Below are 21,674 nucleotides of genomic sequence, written 5' to 3' on the forward strand. Positions count from 1 at the left end.
GGACATGGCTGACGCGACCCTGTTTTTGACCCCCCCGGACGCGGGCGCACGCCTTGCGCCGGCGCAAGAGGTGACGACCCGTTATCCGGCCTATCGGCCCAGCGGAGTGGTGTGGCTGGGGGATGTGCCGGCGCACTGGGAAGTCAAGCGGCTCAAGCATCTATGCACCCGCTCTGCTTTGTACGGCGCGAACGAATCGGCCGAGTCGTACCAGTCGGAGGGCGTGCGATTTCTGCGAACCTCGGACATTGATGACGAGGGCAACCTCGCGCCTGCGGAGACCAGCGCGGTCTATCTCGACCCCACGAGAGTCACGGACTACATGCTCTCCGACGGCGACTTGTTGTTGTCGCGCAGCGGGACGCTCGGCCGCTCGTTCATCTACAACGCGGAAACACACGGCCCCTGCGCCTACGCGGGCTACCTCGTCCGATTTGTGCTGCGAAAGACCCTGAACCCGCGCTTCGCGTTCTATTTCACCAAGACCAAGCCGTTCGAGCAATGGATTGGTTTGGCTGCGATTGCCGCGACGATCGGGAACATCAACGGCCAGAAGTTCGCCAACATCGAACTTCCCCTCCCCCCTCTCCCTGAGCAGGAGGCGATTGCGGCGTGGCTGGACGAGCGGACGCGACGGGTCGATGAGCTGGTCGCGGCCAATCGGCGGCTGATCGACCTGCTCGCCGAACAACGCACCGCCCTCATCACCCACGCCGTCACCAAGGGCCTCAACCCCGCCGCCCCCATGAAGCCCTCCGGCATCGACTGGCTCGGCGATGTGCCAGCGGAGGTGCGGCGACTCAAGTTCCTCTCTTCGTTCGTGACGTCCGGATCGCGTGGATGGGCCGAGTACTACAGCAACGATGGAGAGGTATTCCTTCGCATTGGCAACGTCTCACGCGTCGGTGTCGACCTGGACCTTGGCGACATCCAGCGGGTTACGCCCCCCGATGGTGCAGAGGGTGAACGGACGATTGTGCAAGGTGGCGACGTGCTGATCTCGGTCACGGCGTACATCGGTGCCGTGGGCGTCGTGCCAGAAGGATTCGAGCGGGCGTATGTCAATCAGCACCTCGCGCTGGTCCGGCCTCGCCGCAATCGCATCGAGCCCAGGTATCTGGCCTACGCCCTGTTCTCTGGACTCGGCCAAATCCAGTTCCGCCAGTTGATGTATGGCGGGACCAAGGAGGGCTTGGGACTTGAGGACGTCAAGAACCTGCTCGTGATCGTGCCGTCGCTTGACGAGCAGCGCGCCATCGTCGCCCACCTAGACGCCGCGTGTGCCAGGTTCGACTCCCTCACCGCGGCCGCTGAATCCGCGATCGTCCGCCTGACCGAGTATCGCCAGGCCTTTATCTCCGCCGCCGTGACGGGGAAGATCAGCGTCTGCGGCGCGGCGAGCACCGTGCAACCGGAGGCCGCATCCGCAAGCGACCCTGTGATCGCCGGTCGAATCAACGGCGAGGCCGGTGGCACTGGCCGGACCGCGAACAAGTACTTCCAACGCAGCGTGCTCGCCGCGGAGATCATCGCCCGCATTGGGAATGACCGCACGTTCGGGCGGGTGAAGTTGCAGAAGGCCCTGATCCTCGCCGAGGGGCACCTCCAGTTGGCGGAGATCGAGAGCCAGCCGATGCGGGCCGCGGCCGGGCCGTTCGACAACGCGATGATGCGGTCGATCCAGTCGCAGCTGCAGAAGTCGCAGTGGTACGAGTATCGCAAGGACGGCGATCCGCTGAAGTTCTTGCCGCTGGCCAAGGCGGGCGGGCACAAGCAGTATTTCGATCGGTACTGGGGGGCGAAGGAGGCCGCGTTCGCAGCGTTGATGGACCTGTTGGTGAAGCTGGACACGCAGCGCTCGGAGATCGTGGCGACGCTGTATTCGGCGTGGAACGACTTCCTGATCGACCAGAAGCCGGTGACGGATGATGCACTCGTCGCCGAGGTGCTGACCAATTGGGACCCGGCGAAGACGGCGATCCCCGAGGACAAGTGGCGCAAGGCGATCGGGTGGATGCGCGGCAAGGGACTGGTGCCGACGGGGTATGGGGCGCACACACGCATCGCTCAGCACGATCGGAGCAAGGAGTAGAGCATGAACCTCGCCGCCAAGTTTGATGTCATTTACGGCAGCACGGCGCTCCCCCAGGCGCTGCTGGCGACGATTGTTCGAAGCCTGGAGCAGGCGGGCATTGAGGGTACGTTCTACATCGGCTACCCGGTGATGGCATCGGCGGACTCGAACACCACGATCGATGCGCTACTCGTCACCCAGAAGCCAGGCCTGGTGGCGTTTCACTTCGCGCAGAAGGGCGAGGACTACAAGGCAGTACAGGACAAGCTGTACTACGTTCTCGAATCGAACCTTGGCAGGCATGAGTCGCTGCGTCGCGGGAGGGCGCTCGGCGTCACGGTCAACGTGCTGTCTGTTTTTCCTGAAGGAGAAGTTCCTGCGCCGGCAGATGCCGCGTATCCCGCGGCGTCGCCCTCCACGCTCGTAGCAGCGCTCGGTGGCATGAAGCCGATCGACGACCCCGCCCTCTATCGGAGCGTGTCGGCCGCGATCCAGCGTGTCACAACCATCAAGCCCGTCAAGAAACGGCAGAACATCGTGAAGGCCGGCTCGAAGGGGGCGATCCTGCGGTCGATCGAGAAAGAGATCGCCAACCTTGACCGATGGCAAAAGTCCGCCGCGATCGAAACTCCGGAAGGGCTCCAGAGGATTCGCGGCCTTGCGGGCTCGGGCAAAACGGTGGTGCTGGCCCTGAAGGCGGCATATCTGCACACTCAGCACCCCGATTGGCAGATCGCGGTCACGTTCCACACGAGGTCCCTGTATCAGCAGTTCAAGGACCTGATCGAGCGGTTCACGCTCGAGCACCTGGGGGATAAGCCGGACTGGGAGAAGTTGCGCATCGTCCACTCGTGGGGCTCATCCGCCACGGACGGCATGTATTCGCTCGCGTGCGCCGCGGCGAACATGATTCCGACCAACTACCTGAGCGCAAAGTCTCGCTTCGGAGTCATGCGGGCATTCGAGGGCGTGTGCGACGAACTCGCCGCCGCGATGAAGGGTCGCGAGTTCGACTTGTTCGACGCCGTTCTGATCGATGAGGCCCAGGATCTGCCACGATCATTCTTCCGGATCGTCGATGCGGTCACCAGAGCGCCGAAGAGGATCGTCTGGGCATACGACGAACTCCAGAACCTGTCAGATGCGGGCATGGCATCGACGGCCGAACTATTCGATCGAGACATTCAGCTCACGAACACACCCGGTGCACCTCAGCAAGACATCATTTTGCCGGTGTGCTACCGCAATACGCCGTGGGCGCTCACGCTGGCCCACGCGTTGGGGTTTGGGCTCTCGCGCGATCGCGGCATGGTGCAGCACTTCGATGAGCCCAGCCTCTGGGTAGACATCGGCTACATGGTTGAGAAGGGGCCGCTGGACTACGGGCAGGAGGTCGTCCTTGCACGCGGACCGCGATCCTACCCGCTGTTCTTTGAGAAGCTGCTGACGCCAGCCGACGCCGTGCAATCGCAGGCGTTCAACACGAAGGATGAGCAGTATGCCTGGATCGCGGAGCAGGTTGCCAAGAACTTGAAAGAGGACGAACTCGATGCCGACGACATCCTGATCGTGCTGCCGGAGCCAATAACGCAGCGCGATGAGTACTACTCGCTCCGTCGCCACCTGGATAGCCGCGGGATCCCCTCGTCCCTGGCCGGCGTTACCAACGACCGAGATCAGTTCTCGCAATCGGGCGTCGTCACCGTGTCGGGCATCTACCGCGCCAAGGGCAATGAAGCGCCGATGGTCTACATCGCCAACTCCGACTTCTGCGTCGTCGGCCATGAGTTGATCCGTCTACGGAACATCCTGTTTACTGCGATTACCCGGTCTCGCGCATGGGTGCGTCTCTGCGGCACTGGCCTCAGCATGACCACCCTACAGAAGGAGATCGATGCGGTCGTGAACTCGGGCTACAAGCTGGTGTTCCGCGTCCCGACGCAGGAGCAACTGGCGGTGATGCGCAGGATCAATCGAGATCGCACCGCCGAAGAGAAGAGCCAGATCCGCAAGGCAGAGAAAAGCCTGGAGGAGGTCCTCGATCTCGTGAAGCGCGGCGTCATCTCTCCGGATGCAATGCCTCAGCTCAAGGAGATCTTGAAGGCCATGCAGGACAAGGGGGGCAAGGCGTGAACGCTCGACAGGTCGCCACGATGATCGCGAGCACCTGCCAGGATCTGCGGAGCCTGGGGCTGGTGACATTCGACAATTCTCCCTGCCAGAGACGCGAGGGAGCGTTTCAACGCGTCGCGTGGCCAAGCGTCGGCCCGAGTGCTGCTCGCACCTTCGCTTTCGGCTCGCTTGGCCAGTATCTATCTCTGATCAAGGAAGGCGCGTTTACATGCCTCCTGAAGGACTACTCCGTCGTTCAGGCGAGCTACGACTGTGACGGAACGAACGTCGTGGCGCACAGCCTCTTGTACTGGCCCGCGCCTGTTGCCATTCAAGAGCCAGTGGAGGATCTCGGAGACCTGTGTGCAGCGGTGGCGATGTGCATGGAATCGCCCGCAAGCGCCGCCCCATTGTGCGAGCTGTACCTTCGGTCCCCCATGCGATTCGACTTCGATCCTGACCGGGCGAGCGAAGACCATCCGGAGGTGCATCTGCACACGCAGTTCGATGACACTCGCATTCACGTTGATCGACCCATGTCGTTCACCACGTTCGTGAAGATGGTGTTCAAGACGTTTTACCGGGAGACGTGGAACTCCTGCCCCGAACTCGCGCGAATGCACGAACAAAGGGTTCCCCTGGTAAAGGACGAGTTCGCGCCAGTCCCCCATTCCCTTTGTCTCGCGTGGTCGGCGGGGCGCGACGACTAGCAGCTCTCTATCGGCAGAGGCGTTTGACGAAGGAAGGACAGCAACATGGCGAAGGCATCTGAGTTGGAAGACCTGAAGTTCTCCGACCCCCGCGAGGAGGAGGAAGGCGCGATTGACCACATCCCAAAGGACGAGAGGCATCTGCGCACGCAGGCCTACGACATGAGCATCAGTGACATCGTTGGAAAGATCACCAACGGCGACATCGTCCTCGACCCGGACTACCAGCGGAACTACGTGTGGGACGACAAGCGCGCATCCCTGTTGGTCGAGTCCATCCTGCTAAACGTCCCGATTCCTGTCATCTACGTCGCAGAGGATGACGACAGCCTGTGGGATGTTGTCGACGGGCTACAGCGTCTGAACTCGCTGAGTCGGTTCTTCTCCAACGAGTTCAAACTGAAGGGGCTGGAGGTTCTCGATGAGCTGAATGGCCAGTTCTACAAAGATCTGAACCCAAAGGCTGCGAGGATTCTTCGTAACGGGATTCTCCGCATCATTCTGATCTTCAAGGAGTCCAATCAGGACATCAAGTACGAGATCTTCATGCGCCTGAATCGTGGTGCCGTGAAGCTCACTGAACAGGAGTTGCGGAACTGTCTGTACCGTGGTGCTTTCAACGACATGCTTCACGACCTGTGCGCCCAGGGACTAGTGCAGACGCTCCTCGATCTGGATGCTCCGCACAACCGCATGGCGGATGCCGAGCTGCTGTTGCGCCACTTCACGGTGAAGGGCGGGTACGACCCCGCAACCGGCAAGATCTCGACGTACTCGGGCAACATGCGCTCGTCGCTCAACCACTACATGTCCAAAGTGCGTCACACTAAATCTGAGGAGATCGTGGTGTTGAAGAAGGAATTCATGCTAAACGCCATGAAGGTGGCCGAGGTCTTCGGCGCCGAGGCGTTTCACCGGATCAATCCAGACGGCAGCTACGACGATCGTCTGAATCGCGCCATCATGGACGCGGTGATGGTCGGCGTCGGCTTCCACACGCTCGATGAAATAAAGGCCAAGAAGGCCGAGGTCAAGGCCGTCCTGCAGAAGCTGATCAACGATGACGCCCAGTTCGCGGACGCCATTACTACTCGGACTTCCGACAAGCAGCGCATGGAATATCGCGTGCACACCTTTGTCCGCAAGCTCGACGAAGTCATGCAGGGATAGCACATGGCCACGCGACTAGAGACCGCCGACGACTTCGCCGCCACGCTTGCTGAGGTGGAGTTGTTGCTGCGCGAGTCCGATGAGGCCGCTCCGGGAGGACCGCGCGAGGATGAACGACGCGCCGCGGTGTTGAACAAGGCGGCTCTGCTGCTCATGACGGGCAAGTTTGAAGCGTTTCTGGAGACGGCGGCCGAGGATTTCCTGTTTGCGGTGAATCAGGTCGGCGGGGCGACTCGATTCATCCCGCCTCGGATGCTTGCTGAGCACAGCGTCAAGGCAGTGGCCGGAATCGACTTGAAGCTCAGTGGCGGGGACATCGCCGGCGTGAGCGCGATCTTCGCAGGACTCGCGAAGATGTGGGGCAACGTGGACCCGTGCTCCGACCTGGCCATTGCCTGCAAATTCAACTACGGCAAACACGGCGAGAGCGAGGTCATCAAGCTGTTCAAGCGATTCGGGATTGACGATGTGTTTGCGCAGGTACCAGTCGTCGACGATGCTACAGAGCGGTATGAGGGCCAAGCGCCGCCATTGGTTGACGTAAAGGGAATGGTCAACTCCCTCACGGGCATCCGCAACAACATCCTGCACCAGGATGAGTCGCCCAGCTTGACATCCGATGGCTTGCGAAAGCAAATCGCCACGCTGCACAAGTTTGCTGTCGAGCTCGTGAAGGCTCTGCAGAGCATAGTGGACCAGATAGACACTCGAGTTCAGGCCGAGGGAGCCGCGAATGCCCGCTGACTACAAAGAGAAAGCCTTCGAAGCTGCTATCGAGGAGCACCTTCTCGCCAGCGGCTACGCCAAAGGCGATAACTGCGACTACGACGCCACGGCGGCACCCAATGGGTACGACCGCGCGCGGGGCCTGTTCCCGGGCGTGTTCGTCGCGTTCGTGAAGGCCACCCAGCCGCAGGCATGGTCAGCGCTCGAGAAGCTTCACGCCGGCGCCACCGGTGACGTCCTGGTGGATGCGCTCTGTAAGGCCATCGCGGGGAGCGATCGGGGTTCGCTGGAGATCATCAGGCACGGCTTCAAGTGCTACGGCCGACAGATCGACGTGGCGTTCTTCCGGCCTTCCAGCGGGCTCAATCCGGAAACCATGCGTCTGCACGCGATGAATGTGCTGACCGTTACGAGGCAGGTTTACTACTCGACCACCTGCGAGAAGAGCGTCGACGTGGTCCTGTCGCTCAACGGCGTGCCCATCGTCACGGCGGAGCTCAAGAACCAGATGAGCGGGCAGACAGCGGAGCACGCGAAGACCCAGTATCGGCTCGATCGGGATGAACGCGAGCTTCTGTTCGCGTTCAAGCAGCGGACACTCGTTCACTTCGCCGTTGATCCCGACGTTGCATGGATGACTACGCGTCTGCGAGGGAAGGAGACGTTCTTCCTGCCGTTTAACAAGGGCAACGGCACGGGTGCGGGGAACCCGGAGAATCCGGCCGGCCACCGGACATCCTATCTGTGGGAGCACGTCTGGCAGCGAGATTCGCTGCTCGACATCATCTCACGCTTCCTGCACCTTCAGGTGGAAGAGAAGCGGTTCACCTCGGGAACGGCAGGGCGAAAGGTGCGGAAGGAGACGATGATCTTCCCGCGCTACCACCAGCTGGATGTCGTGCGACGCATGGAGGCCGACGCCAGGGCGCTCGGCGCGGGCCACAACTATCTGGTCCAGCACTCCGCCGGCAGCGGGAAGAGTAACTCAATCGGGTGGTTGGCTCACCGCCTGGCCAGCCTTCACGACGACAACGACCGGCGCGTGTTCGATTCCGTGATCGTCGTCACCGATCGCGTCGTTCTGGACCAACAGCTCCAGGACACGATCTACCAGTTCGAGCACAAGCACGGCGTCGTACAGAAGATCGACGAGAACTCCACACAGTTGGCGGAAGCGATCAAGACCTGCGTGCCGATCATTATCACGACACTCCAGAAGTTCCCGTTTGTGACCGAGAAGGTCGCGGGGCTGCCGGATCGCCGGTACGCCGTCATCGTGGATGAGGCGCATAGCAGCCAGTCGGGGGAGACCGCGACCGAACTGAAGGGCGTCCTCGCGGCTGATCACATCAGGCAGGAGGCCAGAAAGCAGGCCGAGGCGCAGGGCATCAATGAGGGCGAAGAGGGAGCCGATGCCGAGGAAGAGATCCTCCGCACGATGCTGAAGCGGGGTCGCCAGCCGAACATCTCGTTCTTTGCGTTCACGGCGACGCCGAAGTACAAGACACTGGAGGTGTTCGGACGGGTCGGCACGGACGGCCGCCCGGCGCCATTCCATCTATACAGCATGCGCCAGGCCATCGAAGAGGGCTTCATCCTCGACGTGCTGCGCAACTACACGACGTACAAGACGTACTTCGGGCTGATTAAGTCGATCGAGGAGGACCCGAACGTCTCGAAGCGCAAGGCGGCAAAGGCCTTGGCGCGCTTCATGACGCTGCACCCCCACAACCTGGAGCAGAAGACGGAGATCATGGTGGAGCATTTCCGCGCATCCACCCGCCACAAGATCGGCGGCAAAGCGAAGGCCATGGTGGTGACAGCGAGCCGGATGCACGCCGTCCGCTACAAGCAGGCGTTCGACAAGTACATCAAGGACAACGGATACACCGACGTGAAGACGCTGGTCGCGTTCTCCGGCACGGTCGTCGACGACCTCGACCCGAACAAGCATTACACCGAGGGCGGGATGAATGCGGGGATCGACGGCAAGGAACTGCCCGAGAAGTTCGCCACCGAGGAGTTCCAGATCCTGCTCGTCGCGGAGAAGTACCAGACGGGCTTCGACCAACCGCTTCTTCACACCATGTACGTGGACAAGCGGCTAGCGGGCATTCAGGCGGTACAGACGCTCTCGCGTCTGAACCGCACGCACGCCGGCAAGGACGACACCTTCATTCTCGACTTCTACAACGAACGCGCAGAGATCCTGGAAGCCTTCAAGCCCTACTACGAACAGCCCGTCATAGGCGAACGAGCGGATCCTCAGCAGCTCTACACGCTGCAGGCGCGGCTCGCGGAGTGCGGTGTGTACCATGCCGACGAGGTCGAGCAGTTCTGTGCCGTGTTCTTCCGCGGCAAGGCCAACCAGTCGCCGGCCGACCACGCGAAAATGAACGCGATCATCGACCCGGCGGTCGAGCGATTCAAGGCGTTGCGCGACGACGTCCGCGCCACGATGCCTGAGAAGGAATGGGCGAAGGCCAAGGAGGAGGCACAGGAGGAGTTTCGGGGTCTGCTGTTTGCATTCCGTGGCCTGTACGCGTTTCTCTCGCAGGTCATCCCGTTCGGTGACAGCGACCTGGAGAAGCTCTACACCTTCACGCGATTCCTGGCGGCGAAGTTGCCGCGCCGAGCCCTCGGCCCCCAGTATAACTTCGACGATGAGGTCGCGCTCAAGTACTACCGATTGCAGAAGATCAGCGAAGGGTCGATCGTGCTCGAGCCGGGCGCCGGTGGCGAGTTGAAGGGGCCGACCGCGGTCGGCACGGGCATGGTCGGGGACGAGGAGGTCGAGCTCTCGCAGTTGATCGAAATCCTGAATGAGCGATTCGGCACCGACTTCAAGCCCGCCGACCAGCTCTTTCTGGATTCGGTGCGGGAGGACGCCGTTGCCAACGAAGCCCTCAGGCAGGCGGCGTCCGCGAACTCGATCGAGAACTTCAAGTATGTGTTCGGAAAGGCCCTCGAGGGTCTGTTCATCGATCGCATGGAGCAGAACGAGGAGATCTTCGCGCGGTTCATGAACGAGCCGAACTTCCAGCGGCTCGTTGAGGAGCACCTTCGGAAGCAGGTCTACGAGCAGATCCGGGCCGAGCAAGCCGGGGGTGGAGAACCTGTCGGTTGAGATGTGGTGTGTAGTAAACACTGGACAGTCGCATTGGGCGTGGGTACGCTCGCGGAGTTGGAAATCATGTCTTCCAAGAAAAAGACCTTCGGTGAGCTGGTCCGCGAGAAGCGGACGGAGAAGAAGCTCACCTTGCGCAAGTTCGCAGATCGGGTGGGATTGAGCCCCACCTACGTCTCGCAGATCGAGCAGGGGAACTTCGCACCGCCGCCCCCTGATCGCATCCGGAAGATGGCGGAGGTGCTGGAAGCGGATGCCGACGAGCTCATCGCGGCGGCGGGCCGGATGGCGGAGGACGTTGCCGGCCTCATCGAGAAGCGCCCGATCGAGATGGCCTCGTTTTTGCGCCACGCCAAGGGCCTGACCCCGCAGCAGATCGAACAACTCACTAAAATGGCCGAGGACATGAGCAAGCGACCCAAGAAGGACTGATCCCGCATGAGGTCAATGACCGCGAGCAAACACCCCCACGAGCCCAAGTTCCTGCCGGACAAGCACATCGAAGAGCACGCCAATGTGCTTCTGGCCCAATACGCCCAGCAGAGCGGGGAACCGCTCGCGCCCGGGATTCCCGTCGACGACATCGCGGAGGTGTTTCTCGGCTTGACCGTCGAAATGATGGACCTCGCAGAGGTTTTCGGTGACCCGGAGATCAACGGCGCGATCTGGATTCCGCAGAAGAAGATCGGGATCGACCACACGCTCGATCCTCACGCCAACAAGCGCAAGGAGGGGCGATACCACTTCACGCTCGCCCACGAGATCGCCCATTGGTGGCTGCACCGCCACCTCTACACCCCCGACACCGCCCAAGGAACATTGACCGCCGACGCGTCGGTGCCGCAGCCGACCTACGTGTGCCGGGACGGTTCCAAGGCCCCGGTTGAGATTCAGGCCAACAAGTTCGCCGGCTTCCTATTGATGCCCGCGAAGCTCGTTCGCGAGTGCTGGCGCGAGGTCCACGGGATGGACGCCGTCACCCTGGATTCGCTGCGTCCCCGGCAGCAGCAGATCCTCGCCGCCGAGGTGCTCCGCCGGGGCGGCCTCTCGATGGACGCGAAGACCATCGACAACGCCTTGCTCCAGCACGTCGCCCGTCCCCTCGCCGAAAAGTTCAAGGTGTCCGCCGAGGCGATGATGTATCGCTTGGAGGCACTGGATCTGCTGCAGCGCAAGTCGGAGCCGCGTCTGTTCTGACGGGCTCTCTTTTTCGCCGAGTCGTTTAGTGTGTAATACACACTGCAAGTCAGCCAATCAACCCGTCGGAGACGATCCCCATGAGCAAGCCGTTCGATCCTCGGAAAATCCTCAAGCACATCCGCAACGACCTGTTGCGCCCCTTCTTCGACCTGCACGGCGGGTTGGAGGGTGTAGCGTGGCAGGGCCTCGGCGAGACCGACATGGCCACGGTGTTTGCCGCGTGGCAGCAGATGCCCGACGACAAGCGGGAGATCGTGCAGGTCGTGCTCCAGGACATCAACGAGCTGGCCGACGACCGCGGGGTTAGGGTCCTCATCGAGGAGATCCAGCGAACGGCTCCGGAGCGCCTGGCAGAATGCCACGCGTTCGCCGGCAAGGCCGATCGGGCGATGTGGACCTACCTCAACGTACGAACGGCTTTCAACTGGGCGGCGCACTTCGCGCGGGCCGACGCGCTGTCGTCAGGGCGCTACTGGATCAAGCGCAACACCCTCCCCAAGCAGGCGCTCAGCGTGACCGCCGCGCACCGCTCCGCGCTCCAGGAGGCGCTGACGGGCTTCTACTGGAGCGCCCAGATGCGGGGTCGGTTCTGCGTGGTCGAGCATTACCAGCGTACGAACGGAAGCGACTACTTCTTCGCTTACCTGGAGGACTACCCGGATGCTCCGGCGGTCTTCGAGAGCGATGGCCAGGTTGTGCGCCGCGAGGAGCGCCGCGCTTTCGACAACGTCTTCGTGTTCAACCCGTCTGACGGGTCGCTGGAGATGTACGCGCCCGGCGGCAAGGCGGTGTACGAGCCGCTGCAGAAGGCATTCTGCAAGGCGGTGATGGGGTTGGACGTGGGTCCTGCCGATCCGATGCGCCCGGCGTACACGCTCGACCATCTCCTCCGTCCGAACCGAGCCCTCCCCACTGACCCGGCGGATCGCATCGCCGAAGTCAAGATTACGCGAGCCCGGCTGCAGGTCGTGGACCGCCCAGCCGAGTACATCGAACTGGGTCTCGATCGCCGTGGCGGCGGCGGTCTTGACCGGGCCATCCAGGAGTACCTCAACGAAGCCCGACTTCCGCTGGACCGACTCCGTGTGAAGCAGATGTCGTTCCAGCTCGTGTTCGCCGGCAATGCCCGGGCTCGCAGCGTCAGTTTCAGCGTGAGCTGTCCGAGCTCGTGCGACCTCAAGAGCCGCCCCGACGCGCAGCGGGCGATCGGCGAGCGTTGTCTCCGGCTTTGGGGGGTGACTCAGTGAACCAGTGCCTAGCAATCTTGTGGGCGTGCTTCGACACGTCCGAGCCACAGTTCACGTCGCGCGAGATCGGGTCATGGCCCGAGAAAGACAGGAAGTGGTTGCTCGAAGCCGGCGTGCTTAAGGAGACCAGCGCGGCCACGTCGATGGTTTGTCCTTCCTGTGCGGACGGTCACGTCGAGGAGGTCCTCGAACTTCCGGACGCCGTAACCCGCCGCTTCTTCATCCCGTGCCCGGAGGTGGTGCGGGTCGAGGTTGATCTCAATGACCTTCGGCAGTGGACTATTGATCTTGACGCCGTCGCTGCACTGATTGCTGCGGTGCTCGCCCTCAACGGTGAAGTCAGGTCCGTGTCATCCGGTCGGCTATGGCGGCTGGGTACGACGAAGTTGGGCGCGTGCTCGCGCGAGGTCATGCTGCTTCGCAAACCGGATTTCGAAGACGGCCCCGCCGTTGCCGCCCACATCGGCCTGACGGGCAGGCCGATCGTGCTGTTCGCGGGGGGCGAGCCGGACCCCGCGATCTGGCCCGGCCGCACGCCGGCGTGTGTCGCTCTGTCTCGTGTGCTGTTTCACGACGGCACATCGCTTCAGGTCAACGCCCTGCTGCTGCACGAGCTAGTGAGCAAGTCAGACGATCTGCAGTCGCAGCTGCACGCGATTCCGGTAGATCTGAAGGGCAAGAAGCTGATGGTGCGCCGCCAGCTCAAGGCGGAGTTGGCATCACACTTGGACGACAGCAATCTGGTGGCGGCCTACCGGCAGCACGGCTCTGTGCGGGAGGCCGCGAAGGCGCTGACTGCCGAGCGCGGCACGCCCATCACAAAGGACGTGGTGCAACGAGCTATTGCGCGCGCGGGCGGAGCAAAGGCCGTGATGAACATGGAGGACAGCGAATCGGTGGGTCGCTCTGTCGCGTCGCACCGCCGAGACAGGGCGAAGAAAACTCAGCAATATCGCAACTGACGGCCAGTCAAGGGGTTGCGGGCCGAATGGGGCCCGTGACGGATGGCAGAGCACCAGTGTGATCCGCGACACCTGGCCCTGCGTCCGAGGCCGGTCGGCTCATAACCGGCCAGTCACGGGCGCACCTGTGTTTCCCTCGCGGCATGTCGTCGCGGCACAGTCCATCGAGTGCGGTTCTGTGACTGGTTGGCGAGCAGACCTCCGGCCTCGGAGGTCCAATGACCAATCGAACCGACATCGTCAGCCACCCATTCGCCGCCAACCTGATCCGCCGCAAGGCCCAGCAGCTCTGCCGTCGCCCCGGCTTTAGCCGCTCCGACGAGGACGACCTGACGCAGGGCATGCTCCTGTACCTGTGGACCGCCTCCAGGCTCTACAACCCCGCACGGGGCAACGTCGAGGCGTTCATCGTCACCGCCGTCCGCAGCTGGATGGACATGGAGGTTCGCCGGCGTCGCGCGGAGATGCGCTTCACCGGCGTGCCCGACACGTCGCTAGACAGCACGCTCGTCGACTGCGGCGACGGCGACTTCTCTGCGCTGGTGAACCTCATCGGCACAACGGACGCGGACAGGCGTCTGGGGCGTGAGGCTCGGGATCTGCTGGCAGATCTCGATCTCCGAGAGGCCGTCGCCCGCGTGACCTCGCGCCTTTCGCAGCGCGAGATGCAGTTCATGCGCGATGTGATCGACCGTGGTGTCGCGGGGACCGCCCGGAAGCGCCGCGTGTCGCGTCGCCAGGTCCTCGCCAAACTCGCCGCGATCCGCGAGCGCTTCACGCCCAAGCGGGCAGACGGCGAATCCGCCGCATAGGGAACGACCAGATGCCCCACCGGGGCAAGTCGCGGAACCACCCGCGCGGAGCGCCCGGTCTCTCCCCCCAGAGCCGGGCGCTCCGCCAACCGGGTCTCCGACCGAACGCCATCTTCTCCCGGAGAGCGCTGCCATGCGAGACACCGAGTACCGCTTCCAGTTCACGCCCGATGTCAACCTCGCCGAGGCCGACGGCACGCTGCGGCTTTCCCTGCTCGCGGCCGAGGGACTGCACGGCGAAGCCAGGGTGCGCACGGAAGTCACCTTCGCCGTCGATCCGGTCCGCGCGGAGATCTGCGTCGGCGGTGGCGGCATCGTCACCGAAAACGTCGTGCAGATTTACACGTCGCTCCTGACGCACGAGTTCGGGCGCGAGGCATTCACCGTTCGGCGTGACTCGCGCCGGCCCGCCGCGGCGGCCGTCGCGTGACCGACCACCTGCCCCTCGTTCGCCTCGGCCAAGGCGACTTCGTCCGCGACATCTTCCCCCACGACCCTGAACCCAATGGAGAACCCATGACCGCGACCACCCTGATGAACCAGATCACCAAGGGCCGCAAGCCCAAGCCTCGCCGCGTGATGCTGTACGGCACGCACGGCATCGGCAAGTCCACGTTCGGCGCGATGGCAGAAAAGCCCATCTTCATCCCTACCGAGGACGGGCTGGGCGACATCGAGTGCGAGTCGTTCCCGCTGGCCCGGTCGCTCGGCGACGTGATGGCAGCGATGGAGACCCTCTACTCCGGTGACCACAACTACAAGAGCGTGGTCATCGACTCGCTGGACTGGCTCGAGCGGCTCATCTGGGCCGAGGTGTGCGCCGACGAGAACGTCGAGAACATCGAGAAGATCGGATACGCCAAGGGCTTCTCGTTCGCAATCGACAAGTGGCGAGCAGTTCTCGGTGCGCTCGACGCGCTCCGAAGCGATCGCGGGATGACGGTGGTCCTCATCGCCCACGCCAAGATCGAGAAGTTCGAGAACCCCGAGACTGTGCCGTACGACCGCTACTCGCCGCGACTGCACAAGCTCGCGTCCGCGCTTGTGCAGGAGTGGGCCGACGAGGTGCTCTTCGCCACGTACAAGGTCCACACCGTCAAGGTGGACGAGGGGTTCAACAAGGCCAAGCACAACGGCGTCTCCACCGGCGAGCGGATCATCCGCACCGTCGAGCGGCCGGCGCACGTTGCCAAGAACCGCCTGGGGTTGCCCGAGGAGATCCCGCTCGACTACCGCGTCTACGGCGCGTTTGCCCGGGGCGAGAACCCGTTCGCCGAGTCGTCTGCACCTGCCACCACCTCCGACACCGCCGGCACCAACTGATTCATGGCGCGGCACCGCCTGCCAAGTCGCGCCTTGGCGAGCTGCGGCACGGCATGGCCTTTTCTCATCACACACTGGAGACTCATCAATGGCAAACCTGAACTTTGACGCACACCAAGTCGACCCATCCGTCGCTCTCGATCCGATCCCCGCGGGCAAGTACCTCGCCGTCGTCTCCGAGTCGGAGCTCAAGCCGACCAAGACCGGGGGCGGCAAGTACCTGCAGCTGACCTTCCAGATCATCGACGGCGAGTTCAAGGGCCGCCTGGTGTGGGCTCGCCTCAACCTCGAGAACAAGTCTGAAATGACGGTCAAGATCGCTCGCGGCGAGCTGTCGGCCATCTGCCGCGCCATCGGCGTCATGCAGCCGAAGGACTCGGTCGAGCTCCACAACGTGCCGCTGGAGATCAACGTCGGGCTGAAGAAACGCGACGACAACGGCGAGTTCACCAACGTCATCAAGGGCTACGCCAAGAAGGGTGGCGGCGGTTCGCCGGTGAGCGCCCGCGCCCCCGTCGGCGCCGGCCCGGGTAGCACGCCGCCCTGGAAGAGATAGCAGCGTGCCAAGGCGCGGTCGGTCACGGCATGGCTGGGACGGGTCAGGCGCGGTGGAGTAAGGCATGCAGCCGCCGCCGGGCGAGAGCGCGGCGGCGGGATTCACCGAAGCAAACGAAAGGAGCACACGAATGAGCACGGCAACAGCGATCGGTCCGGACATCAGCAACGGCGGCAAGCGGATCATCGACGCGACCATCCCGTACCGCGTGGAAGTCGAGATCCAGGGCGAGGCGGATCTCTTGTTCCACCGCTGGAACTGCGAGGCCGTCGAGGCCAAGGCTCGCTCGGCCAAGGGATCGGCGGCGAAGAAGACCGACGACATCGAGTCGTACGTCTACCGCAACGACGACGGAGAGCTCTGCCTGCCGGGCGAGTACCTCCGTCAAGCGGTGATCGGAGCAGCGAAGTTCCGGCAGGATCCTCGTTCGCCGCGCAAGAGCGCGCAGGACCTCGTGAAGGCGGCGGTCGTGAGCCTGACGCCGCTGGCGGGCCTCGGCACCACCCGGTGGGACTACGAGCACAAGTGCCGCGTGCAGGTGCAGCGCAACGGCATCACGCGAGTGCGTCCGGCGCTCAAGACCGGTTGGTCCGCCACGTTCGTGTTCATGGTCAACCTGCCGGAGTACGTGTCGCCCGAGATGTTGCACGGGCTGCTCACCGACGCGGGTCGTCTGGTGGGCCTGGCGGACTTCCGCCCGACGTACGGGCGATTCCGCGTGACGCGATACGAGTTGCTGACGGACTGAGTTCGCCCGCACATGGAATGGAAGGGCGTGCAGCTGCGCGGATAGGCACGGCGGGGCCAGGCATGGATTGGCTGTTCGGTACGAGCACGCAGAAGACCAATGGAACTCTCTCTCCCACTCCCACCTTCGGCCAATCACTACTACCGGCGCGTCGGCCGCGCGACGCTGATCAGCCGTGCCGGAAGAAAGTACCGCGCGGCGGTGAAGGCGGCACTGCTAGTCATCGGGTCGCCGTCGGTCGCGGGACCGCTCACGGTGCTGGTGACGGTGTATCCACCGGACCGGAGGCGTCGCGACCTTGACAACCTTCTCAAATGCCTGCTGGACTCGCTACAGCACGGAGGGCTCTACCGCGATGACAGCTTGATCGATCGAATCGACATCCGCCGCGGGCCATGCACGCGGGGCGGCGGAGTGCATGTGGAAGTCCGCGAGCTGAAGGAAACGACGACCACTTCCTGAGCACGGCGCGGCATGGACACGCTTGTTGAGGCCGGGCGGGTCGAGGCGAGGCGTGCTTGGGCATGAGCCGGCTCGGCGTGGTGCGGCGCGGATCGGCTGGGCAAGGCGCGGCGGGACTCGGACTGGCGTGAGCGCCGGCGCGGCGAAAGCCGCGTCGGCGGATTGAAATGCAACTGCGACCCTATCAACTCCAAGCGGTGGAGGCGATCTACCACCACCTGCGCACCCGGGACGACAACCCGTGCGTGGTGCTCCCGACCGGATCCGGCAAGACGCCGGTGATCGCGACGATCTGCCGCGACGCCGTCGGTCACTGGGGCGGACGCGTCGTGCTGCTGGCACACGTGAAGGAACTCCTCGAACAGGCAGCCGACAAGCTCCGCGTCATCGCGCCCGACGTGCCGATGGGCATCTACTCGGCGGGCCTGAAGCGCAAGGACCTGGGCTATGCGGTCACGGTCGCGGGTATCCAGAGCATCTGGAAGAAGGCGTGCGACCTCGGGCCGGTGGATCTGATCATCGTCGATGAGGCCCACATGGTCCCTGCCGAGGACGACGGGATGTACCGCCAGTTCATCGCCGACGCCAAGGTGGTGAACCCCAATGTCCGCATCATCGGGCTGACCGCCACGCCGTACCGCCTCAAGTCGGGCGCGATCTGCGCCCCCGAGAACATCCTCAACCACGTCTGCTACGAGGTCGGTGTCCGCGAGCTCATCGTGCAGGGCTTCCTGTCGCCGCTCAAGACCAAGGCGGGCCTGCAGAAGATCAGCACCGACGACCTGCACGTCCGCGCCGGCGAGTTCGTCGCCAGCGAGGTCGAGGACCTGATGGACAAAGAGTGTTTGGTCGAGGGGGCGTGCGCCGAGATCGCCCAGCACACCAAGGACCGCAGCGCCACGCTGATCTTCTCCTCGGGCATCCGTCACGGGCAGCACATCGTCGATGTGCTCAAGACCAAGCACGGCATCGAGTGCGGCTTCGTGACCGGCGACACCCCCGACGGCGTGCGTGCGGCGATCCTCGGCCGCTTCCGCTTAGGCGAGCTCAAGTACCTGTGCAACGTGAACGTGCTGACGACCGGCTTCGATGCTCCGCACATCGACTGCGTGGCGCTCGTGCGGCCCACCATGTCACCGGGCCTGTACTACCAGATGGTGGGCCGGGGCTTCCGGCTCCACCCGGGCAAGGCGGACTGCCTCGTGCTGGACTTCGGCGGCAACGTGCTCCGCCACGGCCCAGTTGACGCGATCCGCATCGCCACCGACGATCGCGGCGACGGCGAGGCGCCCGCGAAAGAGTGTCCGAACTGCCAGGCCCTGATTGCGGCGGGCTACCAAACCTGCCCGCAGTGTGGCCACCAGTTCCCCGAGCCCAACCGCCAACAGCACGAGGCGAAGGCGAGCACTGAGGGCATCCTCAGCGGCCAGACCACCCGGGAAGAGCACCGCGTCAGCGAGACGACGTATCACGTCCATATGAAGCGGAGCGATCCCTCCGCGCCCCTGACCATGCGGGTCGAATACCGCGTCGGCTTCAACCGCTACTTCCGCGAGTGGGTCTGCTTCGACCACTCCGGATACGCGCGAACGAAGGCGGAAGCCTGGTGGCGGGCACGATCGGTCGAGCCGGTGCCCGGCGGGACGGAGGAAGCGGTCGAGATGGCCAAGGCCGGGGCGGTCGCCCCGACGCTCTCGATCACCGTTGAGAAGAAGGCCGGCGACCAGTTCGAGCGTGTCACCCAGCACGTGCTCGGCGACAAGCCGCCGCGTTTGGACAGCGAGGAAGGCCTGCCGGACCGGCCGCCGGAGCCCGCGGGCATGACGTACGGCATCCCCGAAGACGAGATTCCCTTCTGATGAGCGATGGATCCTCCATCCTGCTCGAGTCGGCGCGCACGTACCTCGCACGCGGGTACGCGGTCATCCCTGTGCCGGCGCGGAAGAAGATACCCGTGCTCAAGGGGTGGACGGACCTGCGCCTTTCCGAGAGCGACCTACCAGCGCACTTCAACGGCACCGGCAACATCGGCGTGCTCCTGGGCGAGCCGAGCGGGTGGCTGGTGGATGTGGACCTGGACTGCGAGGAGGCGGTGGCGCTTGCGCCCAAGTTCCTACCGCCGACCGGCGCGACGTCCGGGCGGCCCGGCAAACCCGCGTCGCACTGGTGGTACATCTGCGAGGGGATCAAGACCCGCAAACACCAGGATCCGGTGTCGAAGAAGATGATCGTCGAGCTGCGGAGCACCGGGGCCCAGACCGTCGTCGGCCCGAGCATCCATCCCAGCGGGGAGCCGTACGACCCGCTGAAAGGCGAGCCCGCCGTCGTGGACGCCGGGGAACTCGCCGAGGCTGTTGCGGCGCTGGCCGAGGCCGTGACCGAGGCGCGGCACGGGCGCACGGGACGTCCACGTTCACAGCCAGAGGCGCTCGGAACGCCGACGATCCCAGCGGGCGACGCCGTGCTGCGGCGTGCCGCGGCGTATCTCGACCGCATTCCTCCGGCGATCTCCGGCTCGGGCGGGCACAGCCAGACGTACGCGGCGGCGACGGCGATGGTGCACGGCTTCGGCCTCGATCCCGAGGCGGCGTTCTCGCTGCTGCGGGATCGGTACAACCCGCGGTGCGAGCCGCCGTGGAGCGAGAAGGAGTTGAGGCACAAGGTCAGCGATGCGGCCAGCAAGCCTCACGATCGGCCGCACGGCTGGTTGCGCGATGCAGGCCCCTCCGAAGCCAGTGACGTTGATCTGTCGGGATTCAACCCTGAGCCGCGGCGCGCCGTAGTCGAGCGGCCCCGCTCGGAGCGTCCGCCAGACCCGGGTTCGTTCCCAGCCCACCTGCTCCGCGTGCCCGGCTTCATCGAGCAGGTCGTGGCGTACAACCTGGCGACGGCGACGCGACCGCAGCCCGTGCTCGCCCTCGCGGCAGCTATCTGCCTCCAGGCCGTGCTCGCGGCCCGCAAGGTCCGCGATGAGCGCGGCAACCGCACGAACGTCTACTGCGTCGGCGTCGCACCTTCCGGCGCTGGCAAGGACAACGCCCGCAAGGTCAACAAGAACATTCTCTTCGCCGCCGACCTGGTCGAGCACGAGGGCAACGAGGACCTGGCGTCGGACGCCGGGCTGGTGACCGCTGTGGAGGCCGAGCCGGCCGTCTTGTTCCAGATCGACGAGTTCGGGCGCTTCCTGCGCACCATCGGCGACCCGAAGAAGGCCCCGCATCTGTTCAACGTGCTGACGGCGCTGATGAAGCTCTACAGCAGCGCCGACACGGTCTTCCGGGGCAAGGCCTACGCCGACAAGAAGCGGAACAAGGTCGTCGATCAGCCCTGCGTCAGCGTCTACGGCACGACTGTACCCGAGCACTTCTTCGAGTCCCTCACCGCCGACAGCCTCAGCGACGGCTTCATCGCTCGCTTGCTCGTGTTCGAGTCGGCCGAGACGCCGGCGCGGCAGCGGGCCAAGGCGTTGAGTGTTCCCGAACCGCTGAAGCAGGCGGCGGAATGGTGGGGAGCGCAGCAGCCCGGGGGCAATCTCTTCAAGGAGCACCCCAAGCCGATCGTGGTCGAGACCACGCCGCAGGCGGGCGAGGTGTTCGATGCGCTTGCCTCGACCGTGGACGCAGAACTCGCCAAGCCCGACGAGACGGGTCGCTCGCTATGGGCTCGCGCGGAGGAGAAGGCGTGCCGCCTGGCGCTGATCTACGCCTGCTCCGCGAACGCCGAGAAGCCGGTGATTGATGCGGACGCCGCACGCTGGGCGTGCGACCTGTCGTCGTACCTCACCCGCCGCATGCTCTACATCGCGCACGAGTGGGTCGCCGACGGCGTCTTCGACGCTCGGCAGAAGCGCGTCGTGCGGGTGGTCCGCAAGGCGGGTGGAAAGATCTCCCGCAGTGAACTCTGCCGCAAGACCCAGTGGCTGACCCAGCGGGAGCGGCAGGAAGTCATCGACAATCTGCTGGAGACACAGCAGTTGCGGCAGGAAGAGGAATTCTCCTCGACGCGGCCGAAGGTGGTGTATGCCCTTGCCTGACCCGGATCTTTCAATCTTTCAACTACTCACCGCGCGCGTACGCGATACGCGCACGCGTGGGCACACGCAAGGGCGGAAGGGAGGTATTGAAAGATTGAAAGATCTCTCTCTTCCATCATGTACTCCTCCCCTCCCGCCCCGCCGCGCCCATGCAGATCGCGTACCAGCCCGCGCCTATCGCCAGCCCAACAGCCCGAAGCCGAACGGCCGGGAGGCGGATGGCGTTAGGTACTTCCCGGGCGGGGATGCGAGGCTTGGCCCGCGGGAACAGCCGCGCTTGTCGAATGAGTTTGTTTGTCCCGTCCGGGCGCGGGGCGGGCGTCTGGCGGGGTTGGTCGAGCCGCCCGCCAGGAACGCGACGTGGGCCAACGTGGGCGAACCCGTGGCCAACGGGCACGGCCCGTAGCGGGGC

The 21,674-nt window shown here is 64.2% G+C and carries 18 protein-coding genes; all 18 read left to right on the forward strand.

Annotated elements, in window-relative coordinates:
- Positions 1 to 4 precede the first annotated feature (4 nt).
- The 18 genes from HRU76_00990 to HRU76_01075 all read left to right on the forward strand — a co-directional run bounded on the left by HRU76_00990 (position 5) and on the right by HRU76_01075 (position 21,262).
- A complete protein-coding gene (locus tag HRU76_00990; GenBank protein ID QOJ16254.1) occupies positions 5 to 2,092 on the forward strand; it encodes a restriction endonuclease subunit S in 2,088 nt (695 codons plus the stop codon).
- 3 nt (positions 2,093 to 2,095) lie between these two features.
- Positions 2,096 to 4,207: an ATP-binding domain-containing protein gene (locus HRU76_00995; GenBank protein QOJ16255.1), complete on the forward strand. Its 2,112-nt coding sequence runs from the start codon at positions 2,096 to 2,098 to the stop codon at positions 4,205 to 4,207.
- Positions 4,204 to 4,896, forward strand: a complete 693-nt coding sequence (locus HRU76_01000; GenBank protein QOJ16256.1) for a DUF2290 domain-containing protein — start codon at positions 4,204 to 4,206, stop codon at positions 4,894 to 4,896. Before HRU76_00995 ends, HRU76_01000 begins: the two co-directional genes overlap by 4 nt.
- A gap of 45 nt (positions 4,897 to 4,941) precedes the next feature.
- Positions 4,942 to 6,066 carry a DUF262 domain-containing protein gene (locus HRU76_01005; GenBank protein ID QOJ16257.1) on the forward strand — a complete coding sequence of 375 codons (1,125 nt, stop codon included), beginning with the start codon at positions 4,942 to 4,944 and terminating at the stop codon, positions 6,064 to 6,066.
- Between the two features lie 3 nt (positions 6,067 to 6,069).
- A complete protein-coding gene (locus HRU76_01010) occupies positions 6,070 to 6,810 on the forward strand; it encodes a hypothetical protein (protein QOJ16258.1) in 741 nt (246 codons plus the stop codon).
- Positions 6,800 to 9,919, forward strand: a complete 3,120-nt coding sequence (locus tag HRU76_01015; protein ID QOJ16259.1) for a type I restriction endonuclease subunit R — start codon at positions 6,800 to 6,802, stop codon at positions 9,917 to 9,919. Before HRU76_01010 ends, HRU76_01015 begins: the two co-directional genes overlap by 11 nt.
- A 39-nt stretch (positions 9,920 to 9,958) precedes the next feature.
- Entirely contained in the window at positions 9,959 to 10,351 is a 393-nt protein-coding gene (locus HRU76_01020) for a helix-turn-helix transcriptional regulator (GenBank protein QOJ16260.1), read from the forward strand.
- Positions 10,352 to 10,357: 6 nt separating this feature from the next.
- Positions 10,358 to 11,116: an ImmA/IrrE family metallo-endopeptidase gene (locus HRU76_01025; protein QOJ16261.1), complete on the forward strand. Its 759-nt coding sequence runs from the start codon at positions 10,358 to 10,360 to the stop codon at positions 11,114 to 11,116.
- Positions 11,117 to 11,196: 80 nt separating this feature from the next.
- Positions 11,197 to 12,366, forward strand: coding sequence for a hypothetical protein (locus HRU76_01030; GenBank protein ID QOJ16262.1), 1,170 nt, complete (start codon positions 11,197 to 11,199; stop codon positions 12,364 to 12,366).
- A gap of 113 nt (positions 12,367 to 12,479) precedes the next feature.
- Positions 12,480 to 13,328, forward strand: a complete 849-nt coding sequence (locus HRU76_01035) for a hypothetical protein (GenBank protein QOJ16263.1) — start codon at positions 12,480 to 12,482, stop codon at positions 13,326 to 13,328.
- 218 nt (positions 13,329 to 13,546) lie between these two features.
- Positions 13,547 to 14,140: a hypothetical protein gene (locus HRU76_01040; GenBank protein QOJ16264.1), complete on the forward strand. Its 594-nt coding sequence runs from the start codon at positions 13,547 to 13,549 to the stop codon at positions 14,138 to 14,140.
- Positions 14,141 to 14,273: 133 nt separating this feature from the next.
- Positions 14,274 to 14,570, forward strand: coding sequence for a hypothetical protein (locus HRU76_01045; protein QOJ16265.1), 297 nt, complete (start codon positions 14,274 to 14,276; stop codon positions 14,568 to 14,570).
- 86 nt (positions 14,571 to 14,656) lie between these two features.
- A complete protein-coding gene (locus tag HRU76_01050) occupies positions 14,657 to 15,463 on the forward strand; it encodes an ATP-binding protein (GenBank protein QOJ16266.1) in 807 nt (268 codons plus the stop codon).
- 88 nt (positions 15,464 to 15,551) lie between these two features.
- Entirely contained in the window at positions 15,552 to 16,019 is a 468-nt protein-coding gene (locus tag HRU76_01055; protein ID QOJ16267.1) for a DUF669 domain-containing protein, read from the forward strand.
- Positions 16,020 to 16,149: 130 nt separating this feature from the next.
- Positions 16,150 to 16,767, forward strand: coding sequence for a hypothetical protein (locus HRU76_01060; GenBank protein ID QOJ16268.1), 618 nt, complete (start codon positions 16,150 to 16,152; stop codon positions 16,765 to 16,767).
- Between the two features lie 99 nt (positions 16,768 to 16,866).
- A complete protein-coding gene (locus HRU76_01065; protein ID QOJ16269.1) occupies positions 16,867 to 17,229 on the forward strand; it encodes a RusA family crossover junction endodeoxyribonuclease in 363 nt (120 codons plus the stop codon).
- Between the two features lie 167 nt (positions 17,230 to 17,396).
- Positions 17,397 to 19,088, forward strand: coding sequence for a DEAD/DEAH box helicase (locus HRU76_01070; GenBank protein ID QOJ16270.1), 1,692 nt, complete (start codon positions 17,397 to 17,399; stop codon positions 19,086 to 19,088).
- Positions 19,088 to 21,262, forward strand: coding sequence for a DUF3987 domain-containing protein (locus tag HRU76_01075; GenBank protein ID QOJ16271.1), 2,175 nt, complete (start codon positions 19,088 to 19,090; stop codon positions 21,260 to 21,262). The genes HRU76_01070 and HRU76_01075 overlap by 1 nt, the downstream gene beginning before the upstream one ends.
- Positions 21,263 to 21,674: the final 412 nt, after the last annotated feature.

The sequence above is a fragment of the Phycisphaeraceae bacterium genome (assembly GCA_015709595.1).
Lineage (GTDB): Bacteria > Planctomycetota > Phycisphaerae > Phycisphaerales > SM1A02 > CAADGA01.